Genomic DNA, 19,254 nt, shown 5'->3' with positions numbered 1-19,254 from the left:
AAAGCTGGTCTGCAGCAACGTGCAGAGCCACATCTGCTTCGCCCGCGTTCATAGACCCTGAACCTTTTGCAGCACAATGGCTTCGACCCGCCATTTGCCATCTTGTTTGGCAAGTAGCGCCACATAAAACAGCATGCGTGCTGTGCGTGGCATTTGCTGGCGCAACAGCACCGGTCGCCCTGCCTGCACCGAAAGCTGCCAAGCGCCGATGTGCGCCCGGCGATCTCCGTCAATAAAGACAGCAGAGGCATCCAGTTCGCGAGCAAGTGCGGTGTACTGCACAGGGTCTTGGGCCAACTTCTCTCTGAGCGATTGGCGCAGCTGCTGCAGTGCATCTAACGACACTTGTTCCAGGCCGTGCTGGGTTTCTATCGCGACAGACTCGTAGGCCGACTGATAGATCTGGTGCTGATCTGCTGCCATCATGGCGTGCTTCCTTTGTTGCCCATTTCTTGCGGGCATTTCCAAGCAGATCGCGGCACTGTGGTTGCACCAGTGAGGATGGGATCACCTGCGTAGGTATCGCCCTCCTTGGGCGCCCGCAAGCTGCCGCTGCTCAACAGCGTCATACCGTTGGTGTCGCGCCCGACCACGGTCACAGCCTCACTGGCGGCGGCTTTGCTCTCTGCCTCTGGGCCTTCTACGGCAATGGGATAGGCTTTGAGAACGAAGTTTTTCACCTCACTGCTATCTGCTACTTGGGGCAAACCATCTGCCCCCAGTGTTCTGAGCTGCTCCCCCTGGCTTGGATATCCTTTGGCGATAGTCCAGGCTTCCGTCTTCTGGTAGGCCTCGACTTCCTTGTCTACCCAAGCCATATCGTCTGGCTGTGTGGAGTGCACCGTCTCGTGATAGAGCGTCGTTGCGGCGTCCTTGGCGCTGAGGGTTCCGCTACGCACCAGGGTGATACCGCTATCTGCACCTTGCAGCCCCCCTGCATCAAAACGCTTGGTGGTCCACTGTGTGCCGTCGTAGTAGGGATCTTCAAAGTAGGCCTCATCGACGATGGCGACATCCTGTGCAGCCAGAGCCTCCACTACGTCCTTGTCGCCAGGGCAAAGCTCGGAAAGGATGTCGTCCACACTCCAATCCTGGTTTGGCATAGCGGCTGCCCCATCGCCTGCACGCACTGACTGCAAAGCGCTATGTCCCTGATTTCCAAGCCCTAGCATGCCTGCACCGAAGACTGCAGTCTGTGCCAACTGAGGCTCACAACCACGCATTTCTGAGCCTGAAAGCGCGGCCTCCACACTGCTCGCCCCCGGCCCCACAAAGTTATGCGCCCCCGCCCTGAACGTGACCGCCCCCGGTGCATGGATTTGGATGCCGCTGCCCTCCAGCCGCACATAGGCACCACTCGCCGTCAGCAGCAGGTGTTTGGCAGCCAGTACGCTTGCGCCCTGGGTGGCGCTGGCGAATGTCACGCTTTGCTGGGCGGCGATCTTGCTTTCGCCTTGCTGGCTTTGCACCTCGACGCTGCCAGCGGCCGCATGCAGCTTGATGCCACGCTCGGTGTTGGGGTCGTTGGCGGGGGCCTCATTGCCCACGGTGTACAGGCTCAGGCCTTTGGCCGCAGCCAGCGACAGTTGGCCCTGGGCGATGACTTCAATGTCTTGCCCACCGGTGAGGCTGCTGGTGCTGCCGCTGACCACTACAGCCTGGGTGGGCGTGGCCAGCGCAATGCCTTGGGGGGCTGACAGTTGCAGATGCGCTTCTCCGTAGGCGGTGACGGTGCCCAGCCCGCCTTCGGTGGCACGTATGGAGCCGCCGATACCGGGAGCCAGTGCATTGCCATCTTCCACCTGCTCTGCCATTGCAGCTCCACCTGTTTGGGTGGTGGCTTGGATGACTTCAGCAATATGCGTCAACGCGGCAATGGCAGGCAAGTCTTGGGCCTGGCTGGCTTCATCGGGCAACTGGGCTGTTTGCGTGCGAGCGCTTTGGGCCAGGCTTTGGGCCAGCTCCTGGGCTTGCTGTGTTTGCGCTTGTTCGCTCTGCCCCGCCAGCAAGGCACCCTGGCCTTGCGCCTGTGCCTGGGCGCTGATGAGCACGCCCGCGCCGCCGCGCACCGCGCCCTGGGTGCGTGTGGCCAGCTCTGCACCATGACCACGGCCTGCTCCGCGCTGGTTGTCTGCTTGCTGGCGATGCTGGCCCAGATGCAGCCGGCTGGCCGCCTGGGTGGTGGCCAGGGCTGCACGCTCCTGCCCCGGTGTGCCATCAAACACCAGCTGGCTATAGCCCGGCCCAATCTGGCTGCCACTACCACTTTGGCTACTTTGCAGCTCCTGGGTTTTGATGCCGCTGTAGACGGCGGCATGGGCATGCTCACCACTGTCGCCAGTAAACCAGGCTGGGGCATTGCCGGTTGCGCCTGCCGCACCTGCCTGCTGCTGGTTGCTCTGGCCATTGGCCTCACCCGCACCGTTGTAGACGGCGCCCACCACTACAGGCCGATCGATGTCCCCGCCTACAAAGTCCACCAGCACTTCCAGGCCGATGCGAGGCACGCCCGCATGGCCCCAGTTGTCTCCGGCCACGGCACTGCCCACGCGCACCCAAGCGCCCAGTGTCTCGCTGGCCGGAGCGTTGTCTTCATCACTGGGGTGTCCCTGCCCACGGGCACTGGCCTGGGCTCCCCGCTGCCAGTGGAACTGGATCTGGATGCGGTGGTCACGGTCGCTGTGCACGGGCTGGCCCTGCGTGCCCACCACAATGGCGCTCTGGCTACCGTGCACCGTGGGCTTGGGGTGCAGCAGCATGCCGTGGCCATCACGGTTTAAGGGGCGATACGGGGTGCCGGCACGTATGGCCGTAAAACGGTTGCGATAGAACGGGATGTCGGCCTCTGCATTGCCTTTTGGCTTGTCTGCTTCGGCCCTGCCACCATCAGCACCGGGATCGAGCTGGCTGCGGCCCAAGGCCTGGTCCACTGCGCTTTGCAGATCTTCATCGAAGTTGTTGCGGGCGCTGTGCGACACCTCCAGCACCAGAAAGCGGCGCTCTTCTTCGCTTTCGGCGGCATGTGCATGGTGGCCTTCAAGCACAAAGGTGGTGGCCGGTGCCAGCGTGCGCACCGTCGACTCCCCTTGCCAAACGCGCGCACCTGCTGTCAGGGCCTGGGCCGCGTTGTCCAGCATGCGCTGGCCTTGCTCATTCGTGGGCCACCTGTAGAGCCCTGCGTCGTCTGCCCAGGCCAAAGGCTCTACAGCGCTGCCCAGATGCAAGGCGCTGGCTTGCAGCGGACGCGCATCCACGCTGCGGTAATCCCAGCTGCTTCGCCCCAGCTTGCTGGTTTGCAAGCGGCTTTGCGCTTGCCAATGTTGCAAGGTGTCGCGAGCCTCGGTGACGTCCGCGCGCTGAAATGTCATATGCGTTTGCACGCCGGGCTGGTGAACGGTGACAGCGTCGGCCAACACCAAGGTGTGACGTCCCAGATATGCATTGGCATCACCCTGTGCACTGCCCGTTTCAGTGGCTTGGTGCTCGAACCAGTAATACACGCCCTCCTCAGCCAGCAAGCGTGTCAGAAATGCCAGATCGCTTTCGTGAAATTGGGTGGTGGTGCCGCGCTTGGGATAGACCGCGGCATCGGCCAGCGCCCAACGCCAGGCCACATCCATACCTTCCGAGCCCTGGTAGTCGGCAAAAAGACTGTCGGCAATATCGACCACGCTGCGCTGCTGGAACAAAAAACTGTCCTGGCGCCAACGCAGAAATGCCAGCCAGGGTTCGACTCGCAAGCGATAGCGCGCAAAGCCGCCGTTGCTGGCCTGCAGCTCAAATCCGGTGACATGTCCATGCCAGACGCGCGGCTGACTTTCAGCAGTTTGTATATCGAGCCGCACGGCTTTGCCGAGCAGGCTTTTGAGCGGGATCTGGGCATCGTCACTGAGTGCATCCAGCATCAGCACAAAGCCTCCGCTGTCCATCTGTTCCTGGCCTTGCAGTCGCTCGGCCAGCAGCTTGTCTTCACCCAATGGGGTGTACAGCTTGAGCAAACGGTTGGTCTGCGTATAGCGGGCAGCGGACAGTAGCTGCGCTGCCTGGCCTGCTGTGCTGGCAATGGTGACAGCAGCATTCATGGTCGTATTTCCGTACTAAATCGGCGGAGGCAGAGGTATGGGGCAGGCATAGCCCTACTCCACCTTGTATTTGAAGTCGCCACTCTTGGTGGCGCTCACCTTGACACGGGCTATGGCCTGCCCGTCGACCATGCGGTCCAGTACTGCCCCTGCCACGGCCGGCAGCAAGGTGCCATTGATGATGTGGTCTACATTGCGCGCGCCAGAATCAACTTCGGTGCAGCGTGCCAAGATGGTTTCCACCACCGCAGGCGTCCACTCGAACTGCGCCTTGTGGCTGGCCTGTACGCGGTCACGAATGCGGCCGAGCTTGAGCTGGATGATTCCCTCCAGCACCGCGTCGCTGATGGGGTAGTAAGGCACCACCTTCATACGCCCCAAAAAGGCCGGCTTGAAATGCTTGAACAACACCGGGCGCAAAGACTCGGCCAGTTCGTCGGCAGCAGGCAGCTCCTCAGCCGGTTTGTTCAGACAGGCTTGCATGATCTGGGTGGAGCCGACGTTGGATGTCAGGATGATGAGGGTGTTGCGAAAGTCGATGGGCCTGCCCTCGGCATCGTCCATCTCGCCTTTGTCAAAGACCTGGAAGAACATCTCCAGCACGTCAGGATGTGCCTTCTCGACTTCATCCAGCAGCACCACGCTGTATGGGTTGCGCCGCACCGCTTCGGTCAACACTCCGCCCTCGCCATAGCCCACATAGCCTGGCGGTGAACCCTTGAGCCCCGATACGCTGTGCGCTTCCTGGTACTCACTCATATTGATGGTGACCAGCTTTTTTTCGCCGCCATACAGGATGTCGGCCAGCGCCAATGCGGTCTCGGTCTTGCCCACACCCGAAGGGCCGGCGAACATGAAAACACCACGCGGTTTGTGGGGATCTTCCAACCTGGCACTGGCGGTGCGCACGCGCTGGGCCACGGCCTCGAGTGCGTGGTCCTGCCCGATGACACGCTCAGCCAGCAGCGGTGCCAACCGGCGCACTGTGCGAATCTCATCCTTGACCATGCGCCCTAGGGGGATGCCTGTCCAGGCAGAGACGATTTCTGCCACAACATGGCCGTCGACCTGCAGCGGCACAATGCCGCTTTCGCCTTGCTCCACGCGCAGCTGTTGCAGGGCGGTTTCCAGCTCGGCACATACTTTGTTGGTCGCGGTTTCGGGTTGTGCCATGGCCGCACGCAGGGCATGGATACGTTGCACCAACACCTGTTCACGCGCCAATCTGGCCTCGTCTTCAGCAAGCTGAGCACGTGCCTGCTGCAAGCGATCTGCCAGTTCATCCAAACGTTGAATGGGCTGAACAGCGGTGCCTGCACGCTGCGCATCGACCTCCAAGGCCGCAACCTCCTGCTCCAAACGCGCAATCAGCTTGCGGCCATCATCAATCTGCGCAGGCGTTGCACTTTGCCCCAGGGCCACGCGCGCGCATGCCGTGTCAAGCACGCTGACGGCCTTGTCCGGCAACTGGCGCCCAGTGATATAGCGACTCGACAAGCGGACAGCTTCAGTCACGGCCTCATCCAGCAAGGTGACGCCAAAGTGGCTGGACATGAGCGGCGCCATGCCACGCAGCATGGCGGCAGCCAGCTCTTCGCTGGGCTCGTCCACCTTGACCACCTGAAAGCGGCGCGCCAGAGCCACATCTTTTTCAAAGTATTTTTTGTATTCGGCCCAAGTGGTGGCGGCGATGGTGCGCAGCTCGCCCCGCGCCAGCGGTGGCTTGAGCAGGTTGGCCGCATCGTTTTGTCCTGCGGCACCACCGGCACCAATCATGGTGTGGGCTTCATCGATGAACAAAATAATGGGGGTGAGACTTTTCTTGACCTCATCAATCACCCCTTTGAGGCGATTCTCAAATTCGCCCTTGACGCTGGCACCTGCCTGCAAAAGCCCAAGGTCCAATACCCGCAGCGAGACGTTACGCAGCGGCTGCGGCACATCCGCTGCAACGATGCGCAATGCCAGCCCTTCGACCACGGCGGTCTTACCCACACCGGCCTCTCCGGTGAGGATGGGGTTGTTTTGTCGGCGGCGCATCAGCACATCAATGACTTGCCGAATTTCCCGGTCACGGCCAATCACTGGGTCCAGCTTGCCTTCGCGCGCCCGGGCCGTCAGGTCGTTGGTGTATTGGTCCAATGCTGGTGTGGCTGCAGACAGCCCTACTGCTGTACCTCCTGCTGGATCGACTGCGCCCTCTTGCAGGGTGAACCCATCCTGCGCCTCACTCGAGCCACGTGTGATGTCATGAAAGCGGTGCTTGAGATCTTCTCGACTGATGTGCGCAAAGCGCGGTGATCCGCGCAGTGCCAGCTGTGCCAGATCTGATTCCGTCAACAAGGCCTGCAGCAGATGGCCGGAGCGAATAAGGGCGGCCCCCTCGTCCAATGAGGCCAGCAACCAGGCATGTTGGAGCAATTTTTGTAGGTACTGCGAGAACACCGGCGTGCGGGTGTTGCCTTTTTTGAAACCTTCGATTTCAGCCTCTAGATCGGCCTGCAGTCCGCTCGGGCTGACACCGCTAGCTTGGAGAATGGCCGCAAAGTCGCCATCGGTCTGCTCCAGCAGCGCCAGGAACAGGTGCTCGAGATCGACCTCGTAATGGCCGTGGGCCATACAGATATTGGCTGCACGCTGGGTAGCCATGCGCGAAGCACTGTTGAGCTTGGTGATCAGGGTCTTGAGCGATGTAGTCATGGATAAATAGAACGTTCAAATTTTTCGTTTAACACCACGCTGAATGCACATGCCTCTCCAATCAGTCATGGCAGGACTTCGAGCTCGTACACGGCATCGCTGCGGTCAACATCGCTGCGCCCCGATCCACAGAGAAAACAGTTCCAGCCCAGCCTGGCATCACCCTTTGACTCCAGACTCAGCAGGCCAATAGCACGTCGGTCCAAGATCAGCCGCACTTCGTATTCATAGGTCACGCCAGCTAGCGCCTTGAGCAAACGCGCTAAAGCCCGGGAACATGGCTGTCCGGGATAGAAGGCATCAAACGCGGACCTGTCCAAAGGACCAATCCAGAGGCGTACGCGCAGGTCTCTTTGCCATACCCGCTGCCCTACCAGCGCTGTACGTCCCAATACCGCCTGGCCTGCACCAAGCGCTGAACGCTGGCGCTCCGGAACCTGATACCACTTGCCAGCAAACTGCTCGACACGGATGTTGCAATCAAAATGTGTGCACAAGATGCGCTGCAGATATGCAGCAGACAATGGCCGCTGGCGCCCTGCTGCGGCATAGTGGCCCAGCGTCTCATCGAAGACATGGTCAACCGCATAGGGCTGTGCGATGTCCTCCAGCCTGCGCCCTCCACCCCCGAGCCAAACCAGCGCTTGTAGATACGCACTGCGGCCAGGCTGCTCATCACACAAAGGCAGCCGGTATTTGCGCCAAGCGCGGTAGAAATGACGCAGCGCACGCTGGACAAAGATGTCCAAAAAGGCACTGGCTGCACGTTCTTTGCTTTGCGACTCACGCTGCAGTAATTGCTCGGTATAGCCAGAAGGCAAGGCACCATGGGCACCCAGCAAACTAAAAAAAGCGGGGGTGATTTGCACAGCACCAATCCGCACACCCTGCCAATCGACCTGCTCACCCAGCCAGCGGCCCTCCTCGTCTTGCATGCGCAGCGCTTCAATCTCGCTGGCAGGAAAAGCCAGCGATGTGGAGTTCGCAAAGGAAATCCGGTCAGCCACTTCGCGCATCGACAAGCCCTGGCGCAACAACAATTGCTCCAACAGCTTTACAGCCTGGAAAAATTCGAAGCGATAAAACTGCGTATGCAGCCGCTGCGCTACAGGAGGGTCGAGTCGCCGCTGCGGGGTTGGCATCGTGCCAGCTCCTTTTCTTCCTGCAGAGCAGAGAACACCACCAGCTGTGTGAAGCTGTTGAGATTGACGTAGAGCCCGAAAAACCGGTCAAGCACTGCGACAAATACCTGCAGGCTGCTACCGACAAAGCGCGCCTCATCAACCCGCAGATGCACCTCTACGCCGCGCACAAAGGTTGCAAAAGGCTGGCCAGGCAGCCACTGCATGCTTTGTCGGTGCGTAATACCGACAATGCTTTCAATCTGCTGGGACGACACCGAAGAGCGTCGCCAGTCATAGAGGTACAACAGCTCGCGCAGTGCAGCAGCATCGCCATCGACCAATGACTGATGGCTGAGGGCAAGATGGGACACAAGTCGCCAATGCATACTTTTGCCGCGCCGGGGCCGTAGCGCTGCACTGGGACGACGCAGCAGCCGAATGCGACTGGCCTGCGAATTACCTTCCACGAACAAGTCCCCATTTGCTTTCCCAAACGACAGCAGCGCGGGCAAATCGCGGTTGGTGCAGGTCAGCGCCAGACTCAAGGTCTCGCTTTGTGTGACCAATGGATTGAAGTCTGTATCAATGATGGATATCTCGGCTTCATAGCCAGGGCTACGCTCTGCCAGTTCAGCATTGCGCCGCATCAGCCAGTAATGCGCATTTCGCTGTGGCGTCTGACCATGTTTGAGCGAGTAAAAGGGCTGAAATGACACCACCGTATCGCCTTGTGCGCTCTGGCGCACAAGTTTGACGCTGTCAATGCTGTAGACCTCGTAGGCGGTCGCATTGCGGCCATCAGCCAAAACTGGATAAGAGCCGCTGGCATGCGTCAGGCGGATGGGGTCGCCCAGCTTCTCAAATAAATTGACAACTGGACTGCAACCCGTTTGGAAATGCTGAACGCCAACCTCTTCCAACATTTGCGATGCATGAGAGCCCGCGCGCAAGTCTCGGAATACCAAGTGCAGCACCGCTGCGTTCCCTGTAGGCAGGCTGCGTCTCAGCTCCGCGATATCAATATCGAAAAAGTAAAACTTTTCTGGGAAGGCGAAATGCTCCGCAAGCAGGCCCAACGCGGGGTGTGTCGAGCCTGCTTGTGGCACCAACAGCTCATCCTCGCCAAAGCCGACCGGCTGCAATGGAATTTTTTCCAGCTCAATCCAGCGCTCAGAAGCCTCTGGTGCAACATATGCTGCGCAAATATGGCCCAGCAGTGCATCCATCAACAAGGAAGCCAGCGATGTCTCAGCATCCACGAAAACACGTAGCCTATCTTGCTTAGCCACAGACCAACCACCTTCACCAGCACCGATAGTGAGCGAAAGACAGGAGGTCGCTTGTCGTGGCAGCACGATATTGGAGCTACCTACTGCCAGAGGTTGATAGCGAGCGGCAGTCACCTTCATCGGAGATAGGACCACTTCATACGCAGTGCGAAAACGACAAGGCACCCCGCGCACGGCATTCGACAACAGCTCCGTATGACGCGGTAATATCGTTGGCTGGCTAGGATTTGCACCTGAGGGCAAACTAAACTGCGCGATAGAACAGCTTGGAAAAGGCTTCAGATACTGCGGATACAGAGCATCAAGCAGCGCCTCTGTGAATTCGGGATAATCATCGTCAAGCTTCTTGCTGATACGCGCGCTCAACAGAGCAAACGATTGAATGAGCCGCTCAACATGTGGATCCTCACTACCGTCTTGAGAGATGGTTAGACGGGCTGCGATCTTCGGGTAACTGGCTGCGAAGACCTGAGATTGCTTACGCAAGAACGCCAGCTCGCGTTCATAAAATGGCAGCAAATCTTGCATGTAAAAAACTGCAGTAGCACATTGCTCTGCATTCAATAAGGCACAGGCTGTGGCCTAGCCTTGGACACCGAATATTGAAGAGTGGTTGGCTGCAGCATGGCGTCAAAATTGACTGGCTCACGTATCCCCGGCAACATCAGCACAGCTGAAATATTGAAACACAAAGCGCTACTTCCAGCACGTCGTTTCCCAACCAGCGAAACTTCCACTTGGCGCAGCCGACTCTCATGCCGTGCGATTGCGTTCTGTAATGAATTACAGATATAAACACGATCGTAGTGGCTGACGAGGCTCATGCCGGCAAAATCATTGAGACCATATGTTAAAACAGATCGACTGCACTGGGGATACAGCTCAAGATCAGCCTCACTTAAAGAGATACGGGCATTCAGCAATGACTCTAGGTCATGTGCAACAACGCCCTTCATTTCTTCCGCCGACATTCTTCTCAGCATAGCTGTTGATAAACTCAGCTCGTCATCGAAGAGTTTGTCAAATAATCCTGGTTCAAATCCATTCATCTCTGACACACTCCTGCCCGGAAATTAGGAGTCGCAGCACATTTCCTCACTCTTCGAATGAAACCAATGTGCTACGACCTTGGCTGAATTGGCTTACACCGTATAAGTCTTGTCGTTCTTCGTCAGACTCCATGCCCCCTTGGAGTTACCACTCTGGTTGCCCGCGATTTTTTGCTGGGTATAAGTCCATTGAACAGCGGCATACTTCAATGAAAAACTCTCAGTCGGGACCCCTTCAGATGCGACAGATGGGTTCACGCTAGCGATCAACACGTACTTGAGCTTGATCTCCAAATAGCGCACACGCTTTCCCTCACCATCAGCGCGATAAAACTCAATGGCAACTTCATCAAATGTAGTGCCTCCCGATGCATGCTGATAAAGCAGTGGACTAACAACATCCATAGCCTTAGAGAAAATCATCTCGCCATGCTCACAACGCTCAGCTGTATGGCCTCCTGAAGTCGATGCCGTAGCTGAACGGGGCTGGACGATCTTATGAGACCAAGTATCTACCTCAGTCCAATCCTTGTGATCCTTATCCTGAGATTCACCATTGATATTGGGGCCACTGAATTTAACGTAGATATCCTTCATTACCGCCTCCTATTAGATAAATTTTAAAATAGTAAGCTTCATGTAAAGCTCACCTGGAAATAAGCCTTAAGGCTCTATAAGGGAAAATTATCCTGCCGCCTTGGGCAGATCGGCGACCAGTCGCAAAGAAATTGATAGCTCATCAAGTTGGAAATGGGGACGCAAAAATGCTACTGAACGATAAACGCCAGGTTTCCCAGGAACTTCTGCTACCTGAATAGATGCTTCTCGTAATGGAAGCTGGGCTTTTTGTTCTTGCGTTGCATTATCATCAAGTAGAACATACTGAGAAACCCAACGATTCAGGAAGGTTTCTACATTTTGTGCCGAAGCAAAGCTCCCTATCTTATCTCGCATCATGGCTTTTAAATAATGCGCGACACGAGATACAGAGAAAATATATTGAAGCTGAGCAGAAAGTACCGCATTAGCATTTGCACTATCTGTGTTGTATTTTTTAGGCTTCTGTCCTGACTGAGCGCCAAAGAAGGCTGCATAGTCAGTATTTTTACAATGCACCAAAGGGATAAAGCCTAGATCGCTAAGCTCTTTTTCGCGACGATCAGTAATTGCTATCTCTGTTGGACATTTGAGTGCAATCTCACCTTGATCAGTCTTGAATGTGTGGGTCGGCAGATCTTCCACTAACCCCCCGCCCTCGACACCACGTATAGCTGCACACCACCCAAATTCATCAAATGCTGTTGTCAATCGTGTGGCAAATGCCCAGGCTGCGTTGCACCACAGGTATTTCGAATGATCGGTTCCGTCAACGTCTTCAACAAAGTTGAAGCTATCAACCACCGTACCCTCTTTAGGATCATACGGAAGACGGCCCAAGTAACGCGGCAAGGTCAGGCCCACGTAGCGGGAATCTTCTGATTCACGGAACGACTTCCATTTAGCGTATTCGACTGTATCAAAGACTTTGGCCATATCCCTTGGACGGCCTAGGTCCGAAAAGCTTTCCAAGCCTAAAAGTTCGGGGGATGCAGAGCTAATAAATGGAGCGTGAGCAGCGGCGGCAACATGTGACATCTGCTCAAGAAAATACATATCCTCTGGCTGACGAGTGATTTCATAATCACCGATCAAAGTACCAAAAGGTGCACCACCAAAAGTCCCGAACTCTTCCTCATAAACCTTCTTAAACATTGCGCTTTGATCAAATTCGATAGCGGATTTGAAGTCGCGTACCAAATCGCGCTTGGTTGCATGCATCACCCTGATTTTTAGCATTGCACTGGTATTGGACTCCTTGCACAGATAGTCCAGCCCACGCCAAGTACTCTCCAGCTTCTGGAACTCAGGTGCGTGCATTACCGCACTGAGCTGTGCTGATATCAGCTGATCCAGCTCTGCCACGCGGGCATCCAACGTAGCCGAGAGGTTATCGGAAAGCAACATGCTCCCATCAAGGACCTGCGCAACAAGTTCCCCCACGATATCCCGTGCTCTCGCATGCTCGGCATTTGATTTTGCGACTTTGCTCTGCTCAACAATTTGGTCAAGCAAATCAATTTCAGCTGCTTCTTCTATCTGCGATGGAGCGGTGACTGCCGTTTGATTAATCATCTCGCGTCTCCTTACTCATCTCGTATCTTGACAGAACTCAGCCGTTGCAGTGCCTCAGTATTACCAAGAACATCTGCTAGCAATTCTTCGAGCTTGTCATTACCTGCAAGCTTGTTCCGAAGGTCTGCCAACTTGGAGCGCGCTTCCAAAAGTTTGCGTAGAGGTTCAACTTGCGACACTACAGCTTCAGGTGAGAAGTCATCCATTGAAGCAAACGATAAGTCGACCGCAATAGAGCCACCACGTGACTCATCAAGCTTGTTCGGAACCTTAAATGCGGCGCGTGGAGCGATCCCCTTCATTACATCATCAATATTATCTCTATCAATATTGACGAAATTACGCTCCTTAAGTTTTGGAAGTTCCTTTTCAGACTGCCCTGCCAGATCTGCAACGACCCCCACAACGAAAGGTAACTCCTTTTTCTCAATAGCGTCACCCAACTCCACGTCATAGGTCAACTGCACCCGCGGCGGACGGACCTTTTGCAGTCTTTTTTGTATGCTTTGTTTTTTCGTTGCCATATTTTCCTCTATAAGGAAGCTGCCGATCTCTGCATAGCATCCATGCTTACTTTTAATGCAATAAGAATTACTTCAATGATCCAAACGGATTATTTCCGCGACTTGGTGCCGGTACCGGTGCTGCAGCAGGTGCTGAATTTGCAGCAGGGGTTGCTTGGCTTTCCGTCGCAGACTTAGGTGAACGCTGAGGAGAGGGAGATTTGCGCACTGGAGCTTTGCTTTTGGGCTCCAAGACAGGCTCGCCCAGCGTCTCACGCAGCATGAGAGCAAGCTTTACGGCATCGACTTTGGCATCACCGGCCAGAGCGGCATCATTGCGCAGGTCTTCCAACGAGCGCACAGCCAACCTTAAACCGCCAACAGCCGTAACGCTTTTAGCCTCTCTACTTGACGGGTCACGTCGCAATGTTTCCTCTGCAGCAACGATTGCCTGGCTGTAATGCCCTTGCGCGAATTTTATTTGTGCAATCTTGGACCATGGAACACCTTGAGAGGGATTATCCTCTGCAATTTTTTCATAGGAGATAACAGCCGCATCCTGCTTGCCTGCAACGAGTAAAGCCTCGGCATCCGTCATACGCCTCGCATAATCTTCAGCCCCTCCAGACCCTCGATTCGCTGTCGCACAACCTGTTAAAAATCCTGCACCAACCAACACTAAAGCCAGACAGTATTTTTGCGAAAAAAACATTTTCATCTCACTATTTTCAAACAAATACATATACCTAAAATACTCTCTATAGAGAGTCAAACTCATCTTCTTCAGAGGGCGCCGCATCGACTATCTACAGCCGTACTTAGAAAGTCAACAACCGAGTATCCAGATGGACAACTGGATACCGAAACACCCAAAGTAGCGCATATGATATGCAGGCTCCAGACTAGATCCCACTGTACTTTGTTACGCAAAGTTCACGAAACCGCTCCATTCATCTTTTTATATCGAAACGGTATAAGTCGAGCAAGATGCCATAGGCCCTATATGCCGGCAGGATGGATGCGCATGATGAACGGCAATGTCATCCGAAATTAAATGCTACAAGTGTCATCGTTTGCTATCTATATGAAGCCAGTCACACATTTCATTGCATTAACAATAATTACACTTCTGCTTCCTGGGTGTGCATCTCCTGTCGCCGCCATTGGCAGTGCAGCCCTTCAGATCATGGGGGTTGGGAAACCCGAAGTCCCCGAAGAGCAAAAGCCCCCTCGTCAAATGAAGTTACAACTTCAGGCGGGGGCTAATCTCAATGCAGATGAGAAGCAGCAGGCGCAAGCAGCTGTGGTGCGCATATACCACCTCAAAGATGCCAATGCATTCTGGCTCGTGCCGTATGACACTTTTGTCCTGCCTGATCGAGACCGTGCTGCGCTCGGGAGCAGTCTGGTTTCTGTACAGGAAATCACTTTATCTCCTGGGCAAACTTACAACGTAATTGAAAAAGTTCCCCAGCAAGCCAAATACGTGGGCATCGTCACATTGTTTTATGCACCTGCACCACAGCGCTGGCGCATTGCCTTTGATGCAGAAAAATCGGAGAAAGACGGAATTTTGGTTGGCATTCATGCCTGCGCCATGACTGCTACGCGCGGCAGCATCCAGTCATCCCAAGCGCCTGAACAAACTACACAAACAAAAGCGCCCCAATGGGGCAGCCTTGTATCCATTAACTGCCCAGCGGCTTCCTGATTCTTCCCCCCCACAGCCTGAGCATCTACCGTGAGCTACACATCCAAAATTTTATGGGGCGAGGGACTCTTTCTTCGGCCTCAGCATTTCCAGCGGCAAGACGCATACCACGAGTCCCGCTTACACCACACAGCGCTCTCACTGCACCCTTATTACTGGGGCGTGCGAGCCCTCTCTTTTGATCTTGATGCGCTTGCGAGCGGCATGTTGCGCACCTCGCAGCTTTCCGTCATTTTTCCAGATGGCGAGCCCTATTCCGCCCCTGGAGCCGACCGACTCCCTCCGGCCATTGCACTGGACTCATTACCTTCTGGCCAAACTGAATTCACGTTCTATCTTGCACTGCCCCCCATGAAAGACCTTGGCAACAACAGCAGTGGACAGTCCAACAGCCTTGCCAATGCAAGCATGGCCCGCTACGCCGATGACGCAAACAGTTGCGCAGACCTTTTTACCAACGCTGTCGACGCAGAAGTGATCTATTTGCGCAAGAACGTGCGCCTGATAGTCGATAGCGAGCCACGCGATCAGCTCGTCACGCTTCCGGTGATTCGTATCCGCCGCAGCTCCGCCGGAGGCTTTGAATACGACCCCTCGTTTGTCCCGCCCACCGCCTCCATCGAAGCCAGTCCAGCCATCTACCAGCAATTGCGTCGATTGCTCGACATGCTTCAGGCCAAAGTCAATTCCCTCTATGGCTTTCACCGTGAGCCGAGCAAAAACATCATCGAGTTCCGCTCAGGTGATGTAGCCTCGTTCTGGCTGCTGCATACCGCCAACGCGGCCTTCGCCACACTTTCGCACCTGTTTCGCCAGCCGGCATTGCATCCCGAGCGGCTGTTCCAAGAGTTGCTCGGACTTGCCGGCAGCCTCATGACCTTTACCAAGGCACATACGCTGGCGGATCTGCCGACCTATATGCATGACAACCCTGGCCCGGGTTTCGCCGCCCTCGACAGTCTTTTGCGTGAGCTGCTCGACACGGTTATTTCGACGCGTTACTTCGCCATTGCCCTCACCGAAACCCGGCGGTCGTTTCACGTTGGTCATCTCGACTCCGGAAAGATCGACGACAAGACCTCGTTCTACATCAGTGCGACATCCAGCATGCCTGCGGCAGAACTGGTCGAGGCCATCCCCATGCGCCTGAAAGTTGGTGCACCAGACGACGTTGACAAATTTGTGCTCTCTGCCATGCCTGGTGTGCGGCTGGGCTACACGCCCCAGGTGCCTCCGGCCATTCCAGTCCAGCCTGGCGCCTGCTACTTTTTGCTCGATAGCCGCAATCCTCTGTATGAGCGCATGCTGCAGGCCCAAAGCGTGGCCATCTACACGCCCAACGGCATTCCTGACCTCCGTATCGAACTCATTGCCGTCACATCATGAGCACCACAGCCCCCTCTTTGCTTGGAAGCCCCTCCGCCAGCCCACTCCCTCCGTCTGCTGGTGACGCCCGCTATGGAGCGAACGCCACTCTGCTCGATTTGCTGTACGACGGGCTGGTGATGCTATTTCTACTCAAGAACAACAACACCCCTTCGCAAGCCGACGCGTTCTTCCAGGAAATGCAGCGCTACCTCGGCGAGTTTGAACGCAATGCGCGCAAATATGGAATCAGCGCCGAAGAGGTCTACGCTGCCAAGTACGCCTTTTGCGCCAGCGTTGACGAATTCATACTCGCCAACCCCGAGGCTGCCATTCACGTGGAATGGGAGCGCCGGCCACTGCAGCTGACCTTGTTCGGGGATCAACTCGCTGGCGAAAATTTCTTCAAACTTCTGGAAGAACAGCGCGCGTTGGGAGCTCCTCGCCTGCAGGCCATGGAGGTATTTCACATCTGCTTGCTACTGGGCTTCCAGGGGCAATATATGCTGGAAGGACCGGAAAAACTGGCCTATTTGACGGCCCGCCTCGGTGATGAAATCGCCAACATCAAAGGCCAGCGCGCTGCATTCTCACCCCACTGGTCGTTGCCCGACCTGATCACACACGCACTCAAACGCGAAGCGCCCCAATGGGTGGTTGCAGCCGTCTTCTCGCTGATCGGGCTCACCGCCTTCATTGGCCTGTCCACCCACCTCAATTCTGCTTCGCGTGACCGGCTTTCCGCCTACCAGGACATTGTGCAACTGGGTCCACGCCAAGCGAATTTGACGATTTCGCTGCCCTAGCCATTCGCTGTGTCATCTCCGTGATCGCCCATGTCCATTCATGCTCAGACCACCTTGCGGAGCATCAGCGGCCTGAGCGTGGCGCGGCTTTGCCTGCAAGATGGGAGAGGCGCAGGCGGCCGCGCCGGACTGCCTGCCCAACTCACCCACAGTAGCAAAGAAGAACAGGTCGCGGCCCCGAGAAGCTTTTCACTGCCGGCCACTCAGGAGGTCCTTGAGTTGAGCGGGGAAGGCAGCACGCTGACCACGCCCTCCGCGCTGGGCATCAAGGGGCACAACCAATGCGGCTCCACTTCACCTTTGTAGTCACTGCGCAATAAAAGCCTGCTTTATCTATGTCTTCCCCTCCATTTTCTGACCTCTCCGCACTGCTAGAGCCCATTACCGCTGAACAGCCCAGTGGGGCAGATATGCTGCTGAGCACGGATTTCGATGACATCCAGACGGCGCGGCAACAAGAGGACATGTCCTTGGACCAGGGCGAGTGGGTCACCGATCGTAAGGAAGCCGATTTGCCTTTTGTGGTCCAGCGCTGCATCCAGTTGCTGCAGGAGAAAACCAAGGACTTGCGCCTGGCCATCTGGCTGACCGATGCACTGACCAGCCAGCATGGTCTGCAAGGCTTGACACAGGGCTATGCCTTGCTCGATGCACTGGCCTCGCGCTATTGGGACAGCGTGCATCCGGCACCCGAAGACGGCGACATGAGCGCACGCATAGGCAATATCAGCTGGTTCCTCAAACGCACGGTGGAGCAGCTGGAACGCGCACCACTGCTGCGTGCAGGAAGCGCCCACATCAGCCTGCTCACCTGGCAAAGCGCGGTGGCACTGGATCAGGCCGTGCGCCGCAACCCATCAGAGGCCAGTGACATCGTGCGAGGCAAAACCACGCTCGATGAGCTGGAGCGCCAGCGGGCGCAGGTGCCCAGCAGCCAGTTGCGCGCCCTCGGCCCTCAATTGGCGCAATGCCGGTCAGCGCTGTCTGCCTTTGAAAACACACTGGATGCGCAATTGGGCGACGAGGCCCCCAGCTTTGCCGCCGTGCGTGAAATGCTGGACCAGCTGCAGCATCTTGTCCGCCGCTGGGGTGGCGGCGATGAAGTCCCCGCTGGCAGCATGCCCGCTGCCAACGCCGTGCAAGCCATTCCCCAGACCGCTGCAGACACCACCATGCCTGCAACCCTGCAGACCTCAGCGCATGTCCACCAGAGCAGCCACGGCCAGCCCCACACCCCGCTCACGCGGGCAGATGCCATAGCCTTGCTGCAGCAAGCCGCTGCATTCTTTGAGCGCACCGAGCCCTCCAGCCCCGCAGCCTATATGGCCAAAAAAGCGGCGCGCTGGGCCCAACTGCCCCTGCATGAATGGCTCAAACATGTGGTCAAAAGCAATGAAGAGCTAGCCCAGCTGGAAGAAATGCTCGGCGTGACCAGCCACGCCCGTGTAGCACCCGAGAACTGAGCCACGCTCCCTACGCATTGAATGTGGAGCCAGCATGCCGCTGGCAGGCCTAAGAGCGTGTTCAAAGTCTCCTGAGCAAGAGCCCCAAGAACGCCAGATGGACGAACTGCAAGCTGGTGTTGAGCCAACGCTCGCAGTTTTTCCATAACCTTCTGTTCTTCTCCAGCCAGGCGAAGCTGCGCTCCACTACCCAGCGCTTGGGCATGACCTTAAAGCTGTGCATCTCGCTCCTCTTGGCGATTTGCACCGTCACGTGCTCGCCCAGAATCTCTTGTACGCCCTGCGCAAAGGGCTGGCCCACGTAGCCGCTGTCGCACAGCACGCCTTGCACTCGCCCCAACGTCCGCTTACAGCGCTGCAGGGCCTGCAGGGCACCTTTGCGGTCCGTTACCTCGGCCGTGGTCACCGCAATGGCATGTGGCAGCCCCTGCGTGTCCACCGCAATGTGGCGCTTGATCCCACAGACCTTCTTGCCCGCGTCATAGCCCTTCAGCCCCGCCGTGTCCGTGTTCTTCACGCTCTGCGCGTCCACAATCAAGAACGCGCTGCATGCGTTGCGCCCCAGTTTCTCGCGGGCCGCGCCAACCTGATTTTTTTAAAGCCTGCTCCAGCAGGCTGCCACCCTCGCGGGGCTCGCTCCAGATCGCCCAGTACGAATGCACCGTGCGCCACTTGGGAAAGTCGCTGGGCAGCGCTCGCCACTGGCAGCCCGTGCGCAGCAGATACAGCACGGCGCAGAACACCTCGTAAAGCTCCACCTTGCGTGGGGCCGTCCTTTTGCGCGCACTCTCCAGCATTGGCCGGATCACTTCGAACTGCTCGCGCTTGATATCGCTGGGGTAGCCTTTTCTCATCCTGCGAGCTTCTCACATCTGGCGAGACTTTGAACACGTTCTAAGAGCGTGTTCAGCCTTGCCGTACCTTGGCACCTTGGTACTGCCTGCGGCTTCACGACTCGTCTCAAGCGCAAATCTACGATTTGCCGAGTTT

Annotated in this window: 15 protein-coding genes; 4 read left to right on the top strand and 11 right to left on the bottom strand. The window is 56.6% G+C overall.

Going from position 1 to position 19,254, the window contains the following annotated elements; translation table 11 throughout:
* Positions 1 to 48 precede the first annotated feature (48 nt).
* The 10 genes from ACA027_RS09525 to ACA027_RS09480 form a co-directional block, all read right to left on the bottom strand.
* Positions 49 to 426 carry a hypothetical protein gene (locus ACA027_RS09525; protein ID WP_370682136.1) on the bottom strand — a complete coding sequence of 126 codons (378 nt, stop codon included), beginning with the start codon at positions 424 to 426 and terminating at the stop codon, positions 49 to 51.
* On the bottom strand, positions 423 to 4,082 hold the full coding sequence (locus ACA027_RS09520) for a type VI secretion system Vgr family protein (RefSeq protein ID WP_370682135.1): 3,660 nt from the start codon (positions 4,080 to 4,082) through the stop codon (positions 423 to 425). The genes ACA027_RS09525 and ACA027_RS09520 overlap by 4 nt, the downstream gene beginning before the upstream one ends.
* Positions 4,083 to 4,136: 54 nt before the next feature.
* Positions 4,137 to 6,782, bottom strand: a complete 2,646-nt coding sequence (gene tssH, locus ACA027_RS09515; RefSeq protein ID WP_370682134.1) for a type VI secretion system ATPase TssH — start codon at positions 6,780 to 6,782, stop codon at positions 4,137 to 4,139.
* 65 nt (positions 6,783 to 6,847) lie between these two features.
* Positions 6,848 to 7,924 (bottom strand): type VI secretion system baseplate subunit TssG, encoded by a 1,077-nt coding sequence (gene tssG / locus ACA027_RS09510; RefSeq protein ID WP_370682133.1) that lies wholly within the window; start codon positions 7,922 to 7,924, stop codon positions 6,848 to 6,850.
* On the bottom strand, positions 7,888 to 9,723 hold the full coding sequence (gene tssF, locus ACA027_RS09505) for a type VI secretion system baseplate subunit TssF (RefSeq protein WP_370682132.1): 1,836 nt from the start codon (positions 9,721 to 9,723) through the stop codon (positions 7,888 to 7,890). The genes tssG and tssF overlap by 37 nt, the downstream gene beginning before the upstream one ends.
* A 32-nt stretch (positions 9,724 to 9,755) precedes the next feature.
* Entirely contained in the window at positions 9,756 to 10,244 is a 489-nt protein-coding gene (tssE, locus tag ACA027_RS09500) for a type VI secretion system baseplate subunit TssE (protein WP_370682131.1), read from the bottom strand.
* A gap of 93 nt (positions 10,245 to 10,337) precedes the next feature.
* Complete coding sequence (locus tag ACA027_RS09495) at positions 10,338 to 10,841, bottom strand: Hcp family type VI secretion system effector (RefSeq protein WP_370682130.1); 504 nt, start codon at positions 10,839 to 10,841, stop codon at positions 10,338 to 10,340.
* Between the two features lie 87 nt (positions 10,842 to 10,928).
* Positions 10,929 to 12,416 (bottom strand): type VI secretion system contractile sheath large subunit, encoded by a 1,488-nt coding sequence (tssC, locus tag ACA027_RS09490; RefSeq protein WP_370682129.1) that lies wholly within the window; start codon positions 12,414 to 12,416, stop codon positions 10,929 to 10,931.
* An 11-nt stretch (positions 12,417 to 12,427) separates the two neighbouring features.
* Positions 12,428 to 12,940 carry a type VI secretion system contractile sheath small subunit gene (gene tssB / locus ACA027_RS09485; RefSeq protein ID WP_370682127.1) on the bottom strand — a complete coding sequence of 171 codons (513 nt, stop codon included), beginning with the start codon at positions 12,938 to 12,940 and terminating at the stop codon, positions 12,428 to 12,430.
* A gap of 67 nt (positions 12,941 to 13,007) precedes the next feature.
* Positions 13,008 to 13,697, bottom strand: coding sequence for a tetratricopeptide repeat protein (locus ACA027_RS09480; RefSeq protein ID WP_370682126.1), 690 nt, complete (start codon positions 13,695 to 13,697; stop codon positions 13,008 to 13,010).
* A gap of 306 nt (positions 13,698 to 14,003) precedes the next feature.
* Between ACA027_RS09480 and tssJ the strand changes: the two genes are divergently transcribed.
* The 4 genes from tssJ to tssA all read left to right on the top strand — a co-directional run bounded on the left by tssJ (position 14,004) and on the right by tssA (position 18,264).
* Positions 14,004 to 14,630 (top strand): type VI secretion system lipoprotein TssJ, encoded by a 627-nt coding sequence (tssJ, locus tag ACA027_RS09475; RefSeq protein WP_370682125.1) that lies wholly within the window; start codon positions 14,004 to 14,006, stop codon positions 14,628 to 14,630.
* A 30-nt stretch (positions 14,631 to 14,660) separates the two neighbouring features.
* Complete coding sequence (gene tssK, locus ACA027_RS09470; protein WP_370682124.1) at positions 14,661 to 16,016, top strand: type VI secretion system baseplate subunit TssK; 1,356 nt, start codon at positions 14,661 to 14,663, stop codon at positions 16,014 to 16,016.
* Positions 16,013 to 16,801, top strand: a complete 789-nt coding sequence (gene icmH, locus ACA027_RS09465) for a type IVB secretion system protein IcmH/DotU (protein ID WP_370682123.1) — start codon at positions 16,013 to 16,015, stop codon at positions 16,799 to 16,801. Before tssK ends, icmH begins: the two co-directional genes overlap by 4 nt.
* A gap of 410 nt (positions 16,802 to 17,211) precedes the next feature.
* Entirely contained in the window at positions 17,212 to 18,264 is a 1,053-nt protein-coding gene (tssA, locus tag ACA027_RS09460) for a type VI secretion system protein TssA (RefSeq protein ID WP_370682122.1), read from the top strand.
* Between the two features lie 61 nt (positions 18,265 to 18,325).
* Here the strand turns inward: tssA and ACA027_RS09455 are convergent.
* A protein-coding gene (locus tag ACA027_RS09455) for an IS5 family transposase (RefSeq protein ID WP_370682121.1) occupies positions 18,326 to 19,118 on the bottom strand; the annotation gives its coding sequence in 2 pieces (ribosomal slippage) (positions 18,326 to 18,860 and positions 18,859 to 19,118; 795 coding nt in all).
* Between the last annotated feature and the right edge of the window lie 136 nt (positions 19,119 to 19,254).

The sequence above is a fragment of the Comamonas sp. GB3 AK4-5 genome (assembly GCF_041320665.1).
Taxonomy (GTDB): Bacteria; Pseudomonadota; Gammaproteobacteria; order Burkholderiales; family Burkholderiaceae_C; genus Comamonas.
The sequence above is the reverse complement of the archived record's forward strand: the minus strand, read 5'-3'. Positions and strand labels throughout refer to the sequence as shown.